The organism is Buttiauxella gaviniae (assembly GCF_040786275.1).
Taxonomy (GTDB): Bacteria; Pseudomonadota; Gammaproteobacteria; order Enterobacterales; family Enterobacteriaceae; genus Buttiauxella; species Buttiauxella gaviniae_A.
In genome coordinates this window covers 2,563,145-2,577,035 of the sequence record NZ_JBFMVT010000002.1, presented here as the reverse complement: position 1 = coordinate 2,577,035, position 13,891 = coordinate 2,563,145, and the positions used below count along the sequence as shown (strand labels likewise).

At 52.5% G+C, this 13,891-nt stretch carries 10 protein-coding genes; 2 read left to right on the top strand and 8 right to left on the bottom strand.

The features are described 5' to 3' along the window. From AB1E22_RS12630 to folB, 6 genes are all read right to left on the bottom strand, one after another. Positions 1–2,589, bottom strand: coding sequence for a glycoside hydrolase family 38 C-terminal domain-containing protein (locus AB1E22_RS12630; protein ID WP_367595604.1), 2,589 nt, complete (start codon positions 2,587–2,589; stop codon positions 1–3). 136 nt (positions 2,590–2,725) lie between these two features. Continuing rightward, positions 2,726–3,853, bottom strand: coding sequence for a PTS fructose transporter subunit IIC (locus tag AB1E22_RS12625; RefSeq protein ID WP_367595603.1), 1,128 nt, complete (start codon positions 3,851–3,853; stop codon positions 2,726–2,728). Beyond that, positions 3,846–4,160, bottom strand: coding sequence for a PTS fructose transporter subunit IIB (locus AB1E22_RS12620; protein WP_367595602.1), 315 nt, complete (start codon positions 4,158–4,160; stop codon positions 3,846–3,848). Before AB1E22_RS12620 ends, AB1E22_RS12625 begins: the two co-directional genes overlap by 8 nt. Continuing rightward, a complete protein-coding gene (locus AB1E22_RS12615; protein ID WP_367595601.1) occupies positions 4,142–4,642 on the bottom strand; it encodes a hypothetical protein in 501 nt (166 codons plus the stop codon). Before AB1E22_RS12615 ends, AB1E22_RS12620 begins: the two co-directional genes overlap by 19 nt. 148 nt (positions 4,643–4,790) lie before the next feature. Beyond that, on the bottom strand, positions 4,791–5,609 hold the full coding sequence (bacA, locus tag AB1E22_RS12610) for an undecaprenyl-diphosphate phosphatase (protein WP_367595600.1): 819 nt from the start codon (positions 5,607–5,609) through the stop codon (positions 4,791–4,793). Positions 5,610–5,721: 112 nt separating this feature from the next. Next, positions 5,722–6,084: a bifunctional dihydroneopterin aldolase/7,8-dihydroneopterin epimerase gene (gene folB, locus AB1E22_RS12605; RefSeq protein WP_367595599.1), complete on the bottom strand. Its 363-nt coding sequence runs from the start codon at positions 6,082–6,084 to the stop codon at positions 5,722–5,724. A gap of 107 nt (positions 6,085–6,191) precedes the next feature. Here folB and plsY point away from each other — a divergent pair, with 107 nt between their 5' ends. Then, positions 6,192–6,806, top strand: a complete 615-nt coding sequence (gene plsY, locus AB1E22_RS12600; RefSeq protein WP_367595598.1) for a glycerol-3-phosphate 1-O-acyltransferase PlsY — start codon at positions 6,192–6,194, stop codon at positions 6,804–6,806. Positions 6,807–6,908: 102 nt separating this feature from the next. Here the strand turns inward: plsY and AB1E22_RS12595 are convergent, their stop codons facing one another. Then, complete coding sequence (locus tag AB1E22_RS12595; RefSeq protein ID WP_367595597.1) at positions 6,909–12,167, bottom strand: autotransporter outer membrane beta-barrel domain-containing protein; 5,259 nt, start codon at positions 12,165–12,167, stop codon at positions 6,909–6,911. Between the two features lie 188 nt (positions 12,168–12,355). Beyond that, positions 12,356–13,369 carry a tRNA (adenosine(37)-N6)-threonylcarbamoyltransferase complex transferase subunit TsaD gene (gene tsaD / locus AB1E22_RS12590; protein ID WP_367595596.1) on the bottom strand — a complete coding sequence of 338 codons (1,014 nt, stop codon included), beginning with the start codon at positions 13,367–13,369 and terminating at the stop codon, positions 12,356–12,358. A gap of 247 nt (positions 13,370–13,616) precedes the next feature. On the opposite strand from tsaD, the gene rpsU reads away from it, so the two are divergent. Next, entirely contained in the window at positions 13,617–13,832 is a 216-nt protein-coding gene (gene rpsU / locus AB1E22_RS12585; protein ID WP_001144069.1) for a 30S ribosomal protein S21, read from the top strand. The last annotated feature ends 59 nt before the right edge of the window (positions 13,833–13,891 follow it).

The window sequence follows — 13,891 nt, the reverse complement described above, 5'->3', positions numbered from 1 at the left end:
TTAAAAAGTGATAGCAAACGTCGCTGGCGCACACGTTGGCACCGCTTCGTGATGAGTTTGCAACGCAGTTTCAGCAAGCGTCACCGGCGTGATTTTCCCGTTCGCCTTGACGGTTCCGTACGGCAAAGGCTGTGCCGTTGGGTTCCAGCCACGCACGACCAGGGCGTCGCTGTGTTGGGCTTTTTTCAGCACGCTGAAGTGAAGCTCGCTGTCCCAGCTTAAAACGCTGTAATGCGGCGGGAAAACGCGACCATGAGGATTGGTGCGAAAGCGCGACCAGCCGGTAGCAAGCCAGGCATGCAGGTGCCCGCGAGCGCGTTCGACGTCACGCCAGAAGGATTTATCCGCGCCGTTATTCATCGGCAGCACGCTGAGTTTGAAATGGTGCATCCCCTGAATTTGCGAATCCGGCGATGGCAGAACCATGCCGGATGCACGCCCTGGGCGGTAAGGCATGTTTGCCTGGCCGAGCCAGCCGACGCTACGCAGTAACGTCACCGCGAGGGTGTCCTGGCTGTTTTCATTTATTTGGTATTCGCGCAGCCCTTCGGTCACCGCGCACAGCCCGCGTTGCGTATCAAACATCATCACCTGGCTTTGCATCGGATAGAGCGCAACCGGCGCTTCCGTCCATTGTTCGTCCTGCCAGAGGGCCATTTCCGGCGGCTGGTTGTGACGCTCAATCAGGCCAAACGGCTGGTCGGCAAAGTGAATATGTTGTTGAACATTCGTCGGCAGCAGAACCTGCAAACGGTGATCGCGAACCGTGTTATTGACGCTGATGTTTACATCAAGCCAGGCGTTGCTGTGCGCAAGCGTGATGGTCATGGAAACATCAAGTTGGGCATCGGCGCGGCGCTCGTTGCGTGCCGCTAAATCCTGCGGAACAGCCATCTTCCAGTTCAGCGTCAGGCTGCTTTGCAACGAGCCCTGTGTCCCGCTGACCGACACCAGAAAGCCCTCATTACTGACCAGCCAGTCATCAAACGGCGGCGAATAGTTGTAGTTATCACCCGCATCTCCGCCGTCCACCAGTTGCAAGATGTTGTGATAAATCTGCTGATTGCGTTTGTCGGTTAACGTCAGAACGCCCCGTTCATCCGTTTCCAGGCGCAGCCATTCGTTTTCCAGTTTCACGGCGAGTTCCGTCTCAGAATTAAAGCCCGCGCTGACGCCCTCTTGCAGATATAACGTTTGATAGCCGCACGCCGGAATATCACGTACTTCCAGCAGTAATTTACATTTGCGATACCAGGTAGTTTCGGTGCTGTTTGAAAGCTCCTGGACGATGATCGACATGTCCTGGCGACCTTCCTCGACGATCTGCCAGCGGCATTCGTTGCCCTCGCCGTCGATGACGCGGAAATCTTGCTCCGGGGTAAAAATCGTCAGCTCGACCAGGCCGGTACTGGCCTGCGGGCGGGCATTAAAAATAATGATTTTCTTGCCGTCCTGTCGGGCTGAAATGCCTTCCGCCAGCATTTTCATGTTCAGGTCGATAAGCTGGTGCGCCATTTCCAGGCCTGATTCGAGGCGGTTTTTGACCATCGCATTCACGCGGTCGGAGTTGCACCCGCCGATACTGTCATGGGCGTGGGATTTCATCGCTTCGCGCCAGATGCTATCAACCGCATACTGCGGATACGGCAAGCCAAGACGCCAGTTCAGCGCCAGCAATGGTTCCAGGTGTTGGCTTAATGTCTGTTCGAGACGGGCATTCAGTTGCTTAATATCAACGCGCGTTGAGAAAATCCCGCGATGGATACGCATGTATTTCGGGCTAATCAGCTCACCCTGATATTCCGGCAGCGCCACGTTGCTGTTTTCCAGCGCCTGGAAAAACTGGCTGAAACTGCTGCGCACAAAGTGATACTGATCTTGTTGCTGATTTAGCTGGTCGAGCATGGCCGGAACCCGATATTCAAACGGCGACTGGTCGTTGCCGTTGGGCAGCAAAACCTGGTCGGTCAGTGAAAATCGCGTCTGTTTCGCCAGAATCGGTTCCAGCGTTTTTTGGGCGTGTTGAGGATCATCCGGCAGCCATTTCGCGCAGCCATACCCCCACGGCAGCACGGCGGTGGTCACTTTGCTACCGTCAGCGCTCTGCCAGCTAAACTCGCTGTGCGGGACGTTGTGCTCACTCCAGCCGCGCCAGATAACGGCATGGTCGATAGCAAACTGTTGCAGAAACATCGGAAGCTGGGCGCTTTGACCAAAGGAATCAGGGACATAACCAATCGGCATTGCGTCACCAAAACGCTGGCAATCCGCGTGGCCCAGCAGCAAATTACGCGTAATCGACTCCGCGCCGACCACCAGAAAATCGCTTTGTGTGTACCACGGGCCAATCGTGATTCGCCCTTGTGCAATTAATTTTCGTAGCCGATTTTCCTGATGCGGGGCCACACTTAAATAATCTTCAATGACCACCGTTTGCCCATCAAGAACAAATGGCCCAAGAGTGGGGTCATCTTCCAGACGCTGCAATAAATCTTCCATAAAATAATAAAGCACTGCTTTAGAATCATTCTCGGTAAAATACCATTCACGATCCCAATGAGTATGTTGTATCAGATGAACCGTTTTCATTTTTCAGCCTTACCACGACGATCCAGATAATATTTATCACGTCATCATGGATTTATTTAAAATGTGAAAACCCCTGAAGCTAACAAGCCCCATAGATATTTATCGCTTTCCAATCACCGCATCATAAAATAAACCGTTAGCGGCTCACTTTAAATTTAGGCGCAGGCGCTGCCACTTTTTCTTCTTTATTGCCAGAGGGCGTAGACTGGCGGAAAACCAGCAGAGAACCCACTGCGACAATCGCGGAGCCAACGGCGATAGACAGGATATATACCGGCCAGCCATCAACGGCTAACCAGCCGTAAAAACCAGAAATAGGGGCATGGTTTACCGCACCTAAACCGACCGCCATTGCAGACCCGGTCGCGGTACCGATGACGTTAATAATAATGATTTTTGGATTTGCCAGCGCAAAAGGAATGGCCCCTTCTGAAACCCCAATCAGGCCCATCAACGTTGAGGCCTTACCCGCTTCTTGCAGCGATTCAGGGAAACGATGTTTCCAGATAAGCGAAGCGACGCCGAGGCCAATTGGCGGGATGATAATCGCGACCTGTGCCGCCGTGTTCGGGTCATAAATGCCGGACGCCAGCAGCGCCATCGCCGTCGTGACTGCCGCTTTGTTGACCGGGCCGCCAAGGTCAAAGCCGACCATACCGCCAACCACCGCCGCCAGAATGATTTTGTTGGTGCCGGACATCGCCAGCAGCCACGCTTCCATACCGCGATTTAGCGCCGCCAGCGGCGTACCAATCACAAACGCCATGATGATGCAGGTCAGCAACGTACCGCCAACGGGCAGGATGAAAATCGGCCCTGCGGAGGCCAGCGAGCGCGGCAGTTTTACTTTTGCCGTCAGTAGACGGACGATGTAACCTGCCACAAAACCCGCAGCCAGCGCGCCCAGAAAGCCGGTTCCCAGGTTACTTGCCAGCAGGCCGCCCACCATTCCCGGCGCAATCCCAGGCTTATTGGCAATGGCAAAACTGATGTAGCCCGCGACAATCGGCAGCATCAAAGAGAGTGCGAGCCCGCCAAAGCCGTCGAATTTATGCAGCATCTGCACGACCACGCTTGCGGCCTGTTCGTGGCTGGCATCCCAAATGTTATCAATGCCATACATCGAAGCGCCGATACGGGCGATACCCATAATCACCGCTCCGGCAATGACAAACGGCAGCATGTATGACACGCCGGTCATAATGGCGTTTTTCACTTCCGTACCCGCGGAGGATTTCACCCCGCCGCCCTGAAATTTAGCCATGATTTATCTCCTGCTCAATGGCTTCAAACACCGCATCAGCGAATTTGATCGGGTCTGCCACGCTGCATTCCAGCTTTAGCATGCCATCGAAACGCTCTTTGTTGTTGATAGCGACGTCGGCGGCGATGATCACACCATCTGCTCGCGCCAGGTCTTCAGCGGTTATTTCGTTTTCCGCCCCCATGCTGCCCTGGGTTTCGACTTTAATTTCATGCCCGCGATTTTTGCCTGTGATTTCCAGCGCTTCGGCGGCCATAAAGGTGTGGGCAACGCCGGTCGGACATGCAGCTACACAAACGATATACATAATGATTTCTCTCTCAGGTCGGATTTGGACAATAAAAAAAGCACAATGGCCGCGTGGCGCATTGTGCTTTTTAAGCAATAAAACAGCATGTTATGGGAATCTAAAGGGCCGTCTGACTCGCCGCTCAAACGATGGCAAACCAGTAATTGGTGAACACTGCGGGTAGTGAAGCTAAACCCCAGTTCATGGCGATGCTGCGCCACCAGACGAGCCTGAATAGTGGTATTTACGCGGCCAGAAGATTGCGGAATGGGGAGATGTTTTGTTGATGCAAACAAACTTTGGCTGGCACAGCCCCATAAACGCGACCAGCCGCCAGAAAATTCATCTTCATTATTTTCCTGGGCAGACTCTTCCGCAGCGCTCAATGACTGAATGGAATTGAAACAGCAAAGTCCGCACAGCAATGTCTTCACGCTGCTGAATTTCCCCAGCAGGCAATAAAAGCAATAACTGATAAATCGATGGACGATGGCTGACATATTTCCTCCAGAAACGAGCAGATGATAATAGTCAGGAATGAAAAGCAGGAATGTGATTATCGCCACAATTTATTACTTTGCACGCATCAACAATCAGACAATAAAAAAGCCACTCAATATGAGTGGCTTTTATTAATAAACGTTACTGTTAAAAGAAGACGAAATAAACCACTGCCGCAACCGCAAAACGATAAATGGCAAACGGAATAAAGGAGATGCGTTTGATGATTTGCAGGAATGTTTTAATGGCAATTAACGCAACAATAAATGCGGTAATAAAGCCAACGGCAAACATAGGAAGATCTGCGAGGGTCAGGAAGCCAATGCTCTTATAAACATCCAGCACCGTGGCGCCCATCATCATCGGAACCGCCAGCAGGAATGAGAACTCAGAGGCCGCGTAACGGCTAACGCCCATTAACATCCCGCCTGAAATCGTCGCTCCAGAGCGCGAAAAGCCCGGCCATAACGCTAAACACTGGAAGCAACCGATGACAAAGGCCTGGCGATAGGTCATGTCATCAATGCCAACCGCACGCGGCTCTTTTGGCTTCAACAGTTCAGCCGCGATCAGCAGCACACCACCAACCACCAGCGCATACATGACGTTTATCGGGTTAAACAACGATTTGATGGCATCGTGAAAAATTAGCCCAAGCACCACTGCCGGCACCATACCCAGCAGGATGTGGATCAGCGTCAAGCGCCCTTTCCCTTCGCCTTCATGCGGCTGGCGGCCGAAGTGAATACCAATAAGCCCGAACAGGCGACGCCAGAACATGACGACTACCGCGAGAATAGAACCTAGCTGGATAACCACTTCAAACGTTTTCGCCGTATCACCTTCGAATCCAAGCAGGTGGCCGACAATAATCATATGGCCGGTAGACGAAACAGGTAAAAACTCTGTTAGCCCTTCTACAACGCCAAGAATCGCAGCAATCACTAACGAGTGTAAATCGCCCATTTTTAACCCTCATACCCCTAAAACAAACATAAAAAAAGCGGCGGCTGCCGCGAAAAGATGACAGTTATGACCAGGTTACGCGCCTTTGGTTTAACAAATATGAATTTATTTTTTAGCTTTTCAGATTACTGCCACGCTCGATAATAACCCCTACATTTGCGGCCTGAGCAACAGCACCCGGTTTGCTGACTTTTAAACGCACCCACGGCGAGTTAAAGCGAGTCAACAAGAGCTGTGCGACCTCTTCAGCCACGCGTTCCACCAGAGCAAAACGGCCACCAGCGACATGGCCGATTACCGCTTCGCTGACATCAGCATAACTTAAACAGTCGTTTACATCGTCGCTGCTGGCGGCCTGGCGGTTGTCCCACGCCATTTCGATATCGAATATCAGTTTCTGGGAGATAGTCTGTTCCCAGTCATAAACACCAATAGTGGTGATTACAGTCAGTTGCTCTATAAATACAATGTCCATCACGCCCTGCCCGGTTTTTAGTCACGCCAGATACCACTTCTGGCGAAATATGCGTATTATCCACAGATGCAGAGAATACAACGACACTTTCAAAATGGAACAGCGTTATGAGTGTAATCGCGCCAGGCATGATCCTGCTTGCGTATCTTTGCGGCTCAATCTCTAGCGCCATTCTGGTCTGCCGCGTTGCCGGTCTTCCTGATCCACGAGAGAACGGCTCTGGTAATCCAGGTGCTACCAACGTCTTGAGACTTGGCGGGAAAGGGGCAGCCGTAGCGGTACTGATTTTTGACATTCTCAAAGGGATGTTGCCCGTTTGGGCGGCTTACGCGCTCGGCGTGACACCTTTCTGGCTGGGGCTTATCGCCATCGCAGCCTGTGTGGGCCATATATGGCCGGTTTTCTTTAAATTCCACGGCGGTAAAGGTGTTGCAACGGCCTTTGGTGCCATCGCCCCCATTGGCTGGGACTTAACCGGCGTAATGGCGGGAACCTGGCTGCTGAGCGTACTCCTGAGCGGTTATTCGTCATTAGGTGCGATTATCAGCGCGCTGATTGCCCCTTTCTATGTCTGGTGGTTCAAACCGCAATTCACCTTTCCGGTAGCGATGCTTTCCTGCCTCATTTTGATGCGCCATCACGATAATATTCAGCGTTTGTGGCGCGGCCAGGAAACCAAGATCTGGAAGAAGCTGCGCAGAAAAAAGAAAACTGAGCAGTAAGTTCACCGACAAAGGTAGGTGAACGTATCCGGTTGAATGTCGGATGTCGCGACGCTAATCCGACCTACGAAAACCGTTATTTTCTGCATTTGTAGGGGGCGTTTAAAAGCGATAATCCACACCGATTACGCCGGAGGTTGCACTGTAGCCGCTGCCTCCCATTTGCTGCGCCACATTGCCCCACACGTTCAGGCGCGCGGATAATTTCCCTTCAATGCCCAATTTCAGTTCCCCAACATTACGCGTTCCGGAAAGCCCCACTTTTTCATTATCGAGCGCCACCGTAGCCGGGTCACTGTTGTGTAGCCAGTTGGCTTCCACATAAGTGGTGAAGAGCTTGCCGCTGGGCTTATCTTTGGTGGATACACCGTCGCGGGAAAGTTTCAGCCCAAGCCGACTTTGCAGGTTGTTGCCATCCGGGTACGTCACATGGGTGCCATTGTTTTCCGTATGAGAATCAGCCTGTAATCCGTCCCAGATGATCTGTGCCTGCGGCGTCAGGAAAACGCGACTGTTCTCGCCCTGATAAATCCCCATTCGGTACCCTGTTTCCAGCGAGCCGCTAAAGCCGTTGAGGTGATAGTTTTCCGTTTCCAGATCGTCGCCTTTCACTTGCGCTTTAAACCAACTGTATTGCAGCCAGCTATCGACGTACGTTCCTTCCAGACTTTTAGCGTTCTGATACCAGGTTCCATAAACCCCGCTGCTGTAGCCATCCACAGAACCTTTTGAGCTATAGCCGCTACGATTCGAGTCTGTATGACTATGTGCGTTGCCGTAGCCAAACATAACGCCCACGCCAAGCCTGTCGTCCTGGAAGAAACTCCCTTGCGCCAGTTCACCGCCGCCCTGAATCATATAGCTATTAGCGGTGGTTTTTAGCTGACCGCTGCCATCGTAGGCGCCGGTATGCGTGCCAATTTGACGCAGCCACAGGGTTGAGTTTTCTGCCCGGCCAGCTCTGTCTTCCAGCCGCTGCGTAAACATGTTACTCGCCGCGGATTTGTTCGCCAGATAGCTCCCGGCTTCAGGGCGAACAATTTCAGGCTGTGGCGCCGGAGGAACGGGAGGATTTGGTGGAGGCTCGGGAAGCTGGCTGCGCAAGTACCAGTTACCGTTTGGCGTGCCTGGTAACCCCTGGTGCAAAAAGTAGTCGTAAGCCCCGGCCACCACGCGCCCGTTCAGAGTAAAAATGCCGTTGGACTGGCCCGCGACGTGAATAATTTCAATGCCGTTAACAGTCGCCGCGCCCGCCCCACCAGCGTTATTAATTTTCACCTGCGTGCTGCCGCTGCTGTTGCCGAGAATAATCAATTTATCCGTGGCTGAATTGTCATCGCCCAGTACCGTGCTTAACGTTAACAGCCCATCATTTCCTTGGTAATTGCCGTTAATAATAAGCGAGCTGGCCGGAACGGGGCTTGCCATAATAATTTGGCCTGCGTTAATCAAATCACCGCCGATGACCAGATTCCCGGCGGCACCTTCAGAAAATTGCGGTGCCGCATCCGCTACAGCGATGGTTCCCTGGTTTGAAACATTTCCGGCGATGCTGCCATAGCCGCCGAGCATTGAGCCTGAGGCAATGTTTACCTGGGAACTGGAAAGATTTACCTCAGCGGCGGGACTGGCACCCAGAGTCAGGCTCCCGCTATTAATAGCGGTGGAGCCTGTCCACGCCTGATTGGCCAGAAATTGCAAATCCCCCGCGCCGTTTTTAATCAGCCCACCGCTGCCGCTGATCGTGCCGCCAAACACCGCACCGCTGTTGTTATTCACGCTGAGTTGCGCATCTCCGAGCGTGATATCGCCGTTACCAGAAATGCGATTCACGTTCTGATCGAAACCGTCCAGCGCAAAGGTTGCGCCACTGGCAATGTTCACTTCACTACTTAACGCCAGCGCGTTATCAATAGCTGTCTGCAGAGTGCCGCCGTTAATCAGCGTCGGGCCAGTAAACTGATTATGCTTTGCAAGGATGAGCGTCCCCTGCCCAGCTTTGGTGAGTGTTTTGCCATCCCAGGCGGTGGCAGGGTTAGGCTTTTGGTCAATCAGCAGGCTTCCAAGGCGGAATGATTCACCTGCATCGGCTAGCGTAAATACGCCATTCGCAATCTCTGGCGTGCTGGAATGTTGCGCATACCAGTTAAGGCGAATATCCACATTGTAGTGTTGGCTGAGAAGATCTTTATATCCGGTGAGCGTCGCATAATCGACGGGAGACGCCGAGCCGCCAATATGTAGCTCCGAAAAATCCCCGCTAATCCCGCCGGGTGCAGCTGTGCTGATGACTTTAAAGGATTGCAAAAAACGCTGCGCTTCTGGCAATTCATCATCGGTCGTCAGACCTGCAATGTTTAGCATCGACTGGCTATCAAGCAGCACGGTATTTGCCGTGACAACTGGCTCCATTTCACCAGGTACAACGGCCAGTTCACCTTTGAGATCAAATCTATTCACTACATTTAGCGCACCACCATTATCAATGCGGGTAACCGCTCCAGCGGCAGTATTGAAATCGTCATTACTGGTGAAAGTGACGCCTTCGCCGAAATTCAGCACTCCACTGTTGACGTTAACCCGCCCGGCAGAAGATCCCGTTTTCAGTAATTGCGCCCAGCCGCTGCCCTCTTTGTTGAGCGTACCGCTGCCAGAAAGCAAGTTTTTCACCAGGCTCCTGGTCGTAAACGCCAGCGTCAGAACCGTATTGTTTACCACCGCACCGGCCCCCAGAGCGGCTCCCGACGTGGCGATTAATGTGCCGGCATTAATCGCCAGGCCACCAGCAAAGGTATTATTGCCCGCAAGAGTCAGGGTTTGAGCGCCGTTTTTAACCAGCGAGCCGTTTCCAGAAATATTCCCGGCAAACTGGCTGTCACTGTTATTTGTCACCGTCAGTGCCGCGTTGCCGAGACTGACGGCACCTCCGCCGCTGAGATTATTGGCTTGCTGGTTAAAATTGTTCAGATTGAGCGTCGCGCCTGAATTAACAACGACGTTCCCTGAACTGGCAAACGCGTCTTGCACATTCGTTTGCAACGTCCCACCGTTAACCAGAGTGCTGCCGGTATAAGTATTGGGTTGCGATAAAATCAGCGTCCCGGCACCTGCCTTCGTGAGAGTTTGCCCGTCCCACCCGCTGGAAAATGGCGGCGTTTGGTTGGTCAGGGCTATATCCATATCAAACGTATCGCTGGGGTTGATCAGGGTAAAGTTCCCGTTACCCTGCGCGGGGCCAGCAAACCACGTCAAACCAAATCCCAGGTTGTAGTCCTGATCGTTGTTAACTTTGCTGCCGTTCACAATGAGATAATCGGCAGGATTACTGAATCCCAATGAAGAGAAGTCACCGCTTATTCCTGAAGCGTTGGTACTGTGCAAAATGGTCAATGTTTTAGCGGTAATACTGCTGGCTGAAACGGGTGCGCCACTCACCTTTAACGCGCCATTAAGCGCAATAGTGGGAGCGATAGCCGCGGGCTGCGAAGCATCCACGGAGGTTTCCAGCGCCGCGCCTGCCTGCTGCGTCATCGCGCCCTGAATGTTCAGTTGAGAACCCGTCGATACCGAGGTTTGCGCCCCCGCAGCGGTTATGAGCGTTCCAGCAACGTTAAACGGACCCGCAGGAGAAAACCTCAGCGTACCGCCATTCACCGCCACGCTACCCTGCGAAGAGCCCGCGCCGGTGAGGTCAACTAGCCCACTGTTTTGTTTGATCAGTGCTCCGCTTCCCTCCAGCACACCGCTATAAGATGACTCCCCCGAGCGGTTAAACGTTAAAGTCCCGTTATTGAGGACATTTCCGCTTAACGTGCCTTGCACGGCGTTGTTCACATCATTTGAGCCAATTTGCAGGTGAGAATCTGCGTAGACGATAGTATTCCCGGTTCGGGTGTCGTTACCCGCCAGGACTAGCGTGCCGCTACCTAACGTTAGTGGGCCGCTGCCACTGCTCCCTCCGACAAAAGTGTTTGTTCCGGTTGAAAAAATGGCGCCGCCCGGTGCGTTTACCGCTAGCGCTCGCTGACTAACAAAATCGCCCGTCATTTCCAGCAAGCCACCGTTGAATATTAATGTGCCGGAAGAAGCCCCGAGGTTGCTGTCTGCGGAAACGGAAAGACGCCCCTGGGAGAGCAACATTCCTCCGCTCCAGGTGTTATCTCCGGAAAGCGTGATTAAACCGTTGCCGTATTTTTCAATCTGATAACCCTTTCCCCCATCGCTAATCTGGCCGGAAATGGTTCCTGAGTAGTTGTCGAAAATCGCCGTAATTCGCGCGTTTCCGGTAAGTTCCACGGAGCCTGCCTGAATCGCGCTGCTATCAAGTCGCAATGAGCCGTACGGGCCACCGCTCTCATCCCAACCATTACCTTCAAGCAAAATGGGTGTAGTAAAATTCGCGGTACTCCCTAACCAGAGGGTGCCGCCATTCAGTACCAGAACATGCGCTTTGGGGGCCGGGTTTGTATTATTAACGTGTAAACGCGCACCTTTAGCAATAATGACATTGCCGGTAAATGCGGGATTATCACTGTTCAACAGGTATGAGGACTCTCCGCTGACTTCAGTACCTTTAAGTAACAAGATTCCGTTGCCTGAAATCGGGGTAGATAATTCATAGACGGTATCGGAGCGGAAAAAGGCGAGTACGCCTTCGTTAATAATAGGGAAGTGAATCTCGCCACTTGTCCCCCCGTTGCCTATCTGTAGCAGGCCGCCACTTTCAATCAGCGCCGTCGCCGTCTGGTTATTTTTGCTGCTTAACGTCCCCGGAAGCGTCAATGCACTTCCCTTACCAATTGTCAGCAGAGCATCAGATGCATCGCTGAGTAACACGCTATCCTCAAGCACCCAGCTATCATTGACTACGTCAATGGTATCGAAACCATTTGAGCCGCCAATACTACCGCCGATACTCCCTTTGCCCTGGAGCACCAACGCATTTTTGTAACCGGAGCTGAAGATACTGCCATTAATCACTGAACCGGAATTCAGCGTAATTAAATTCCCGGCCCCATTCAGTAAGATCGCAATTCCGCCATTGCTGCCTATCGTTCCACTGTTCACCAGCGAATTATTATTGCCCGCCAGATTCACCCCAATATCCGCGGCATTAACAACCCCCTGAATAAGCAATTCCCAACTACGCGAGGCATCAGCATCAATTCCATCGCCCTGCAAGGTTCTAATCGTCCCCGTGGCAGGTAGCACAAAGGATGTATCGGTGGATGAAAGTGTTTGCAGGTTAACGGTGGTTGTCGAAGAAGGGATCGTTGTGGCGGCGAAAGCCTCATTACTCAGGCACATAGCAAGAATCAGTAATGCTTTGGACCAGGCGTGGCTCTCATCTGAAGCAAACATTAAACCTCCACAATTCACTACAGTGATGCGTTGATAAAGGCCGTTTGGAAGGCGCTCACAAAGCTAACGTTCTGAGTATAGAATCTGGAAGGTGAAATATTGGGTTAGATAAAAAATGAAGTTTTCAGAATTAAGAGCAGAAGGGAGAATGCAGCCCAACAGGAATATCAGGCTGCAATAAACAACTATCAGGCCGCAGGCAACTCCGCCAGAGGCCAGCGTGGGCGCACGGTGACGCTCAATTCGCCCGCCGTACCCGCTTTCAAACGAATCATGCCCGCATACGCTATCATCGCGCCGTTATCTGTACAGAATTCTGGGCGCGCGTAGAACACTTCTCCACGACGTTTCGTCATGATCTCTTCCATGCGCGTGCGCAGCGTGCGGTTCGCGCTAACGCCACCCGCCATCACCAGGCGTTTAAAGCCGGTTTGATCCAATGCGCGTTTGCACTTAATGGCAAGCGTATCGACGACCGCATCTTCAAAAGCTCGTGCGATGTCTGCCCGCGTTTGCGGATCGTCTTCATTGCCGCGAATTGTGTTGGCAGCAAAAGTTTTCAGGCCGGAGAAGCTGAAGTCCAGACCTGGGCGGTCCGTCATCGGGCGTGGGAAAGTAAAGCGCCCTTCGGTGCCTTCTGCGGCCATTTTTGACAGCATCGGCCCACCTGGATAATCCAGCCCCAGTAGTTTGGCTGTTTTATCAAAGGCTTCGCCTGCGGCGTCATCAATGGATTCCCCGAGAAGCTCATACTGCCCGATTCCCGTTACGCTGATTAGCTGCGTATGACCGCCAGAAACCAGCAGCGCAACAAACGGAAACGCTGGAGGATTATCTTCCAGCATCGGCGCTAATAAATGCCCTTCCATATGATGGACCGGCACGGCAGGAACATCCCAGGCAAATGCCAATGAGCGACCAATTGTTGCGCCGACCAACAGCGCGCCAACCAGGCCCGGCCCTGCGGTATAAGCAACGCCATCAATATCTTTTGCGGTTAACCCGGCTTCTTTAAGCGCCGCCTGAATCAATGGCACGGTTTTGCGCACATGGTCACGAGAGGCAAGCTCCGGCACCACGCCGCCGTAGTCAGCGTGCAACTTCACCTGACTATACAATTGGTTGGCTAACAACCCCTTCTCATCGTCATAAATGGCGATGCCGGTTTCATCACAGGATGTCTCTATACCCAATACGCGCATGGCTTTCTCTACCTCTCAGTCTTGCGGCGAAGTTTAAGCTCCCAGGCCATCATTGTAAAATGATGCTCAACTATTCAGCCCAGGTGGTGTATAATCCGCACCCCTGGAAGATTCCGGCCTTAAAAGCCAGGTTTCTGGTTGTCCGGTGCTTTACAAAGCAGCAGTAGTTGCAGTAAAATTCCGCACCATTTTGAAATAGCTGACGCATCAGTCAGCGGCAAACCGAATTTATCAAAGGTGAGAGTTAATGCCGGTAATTAAAGTACGTGAAAACGAGCCATTCGACGTAGCACTGCGTCGCTTCAAGCGTTCTTGTGAGAAAGCAGGTGTTCTGGCGGAAGTTCGTCGTCGTGAGTTCTATGAAAAACCGACTACTGAACGTAAACGCGCTAAAGCTTCTGCTGTGAAACGTCACGCGAAGAAACTGGCTCGCGAAAACGCACGCCGCACTCGTCTGTACTAATTTCCTGGAGGTTTTAACCTCCGGAACAGACTTGTAGTAGTTATAAAGGCCGTGCTTCC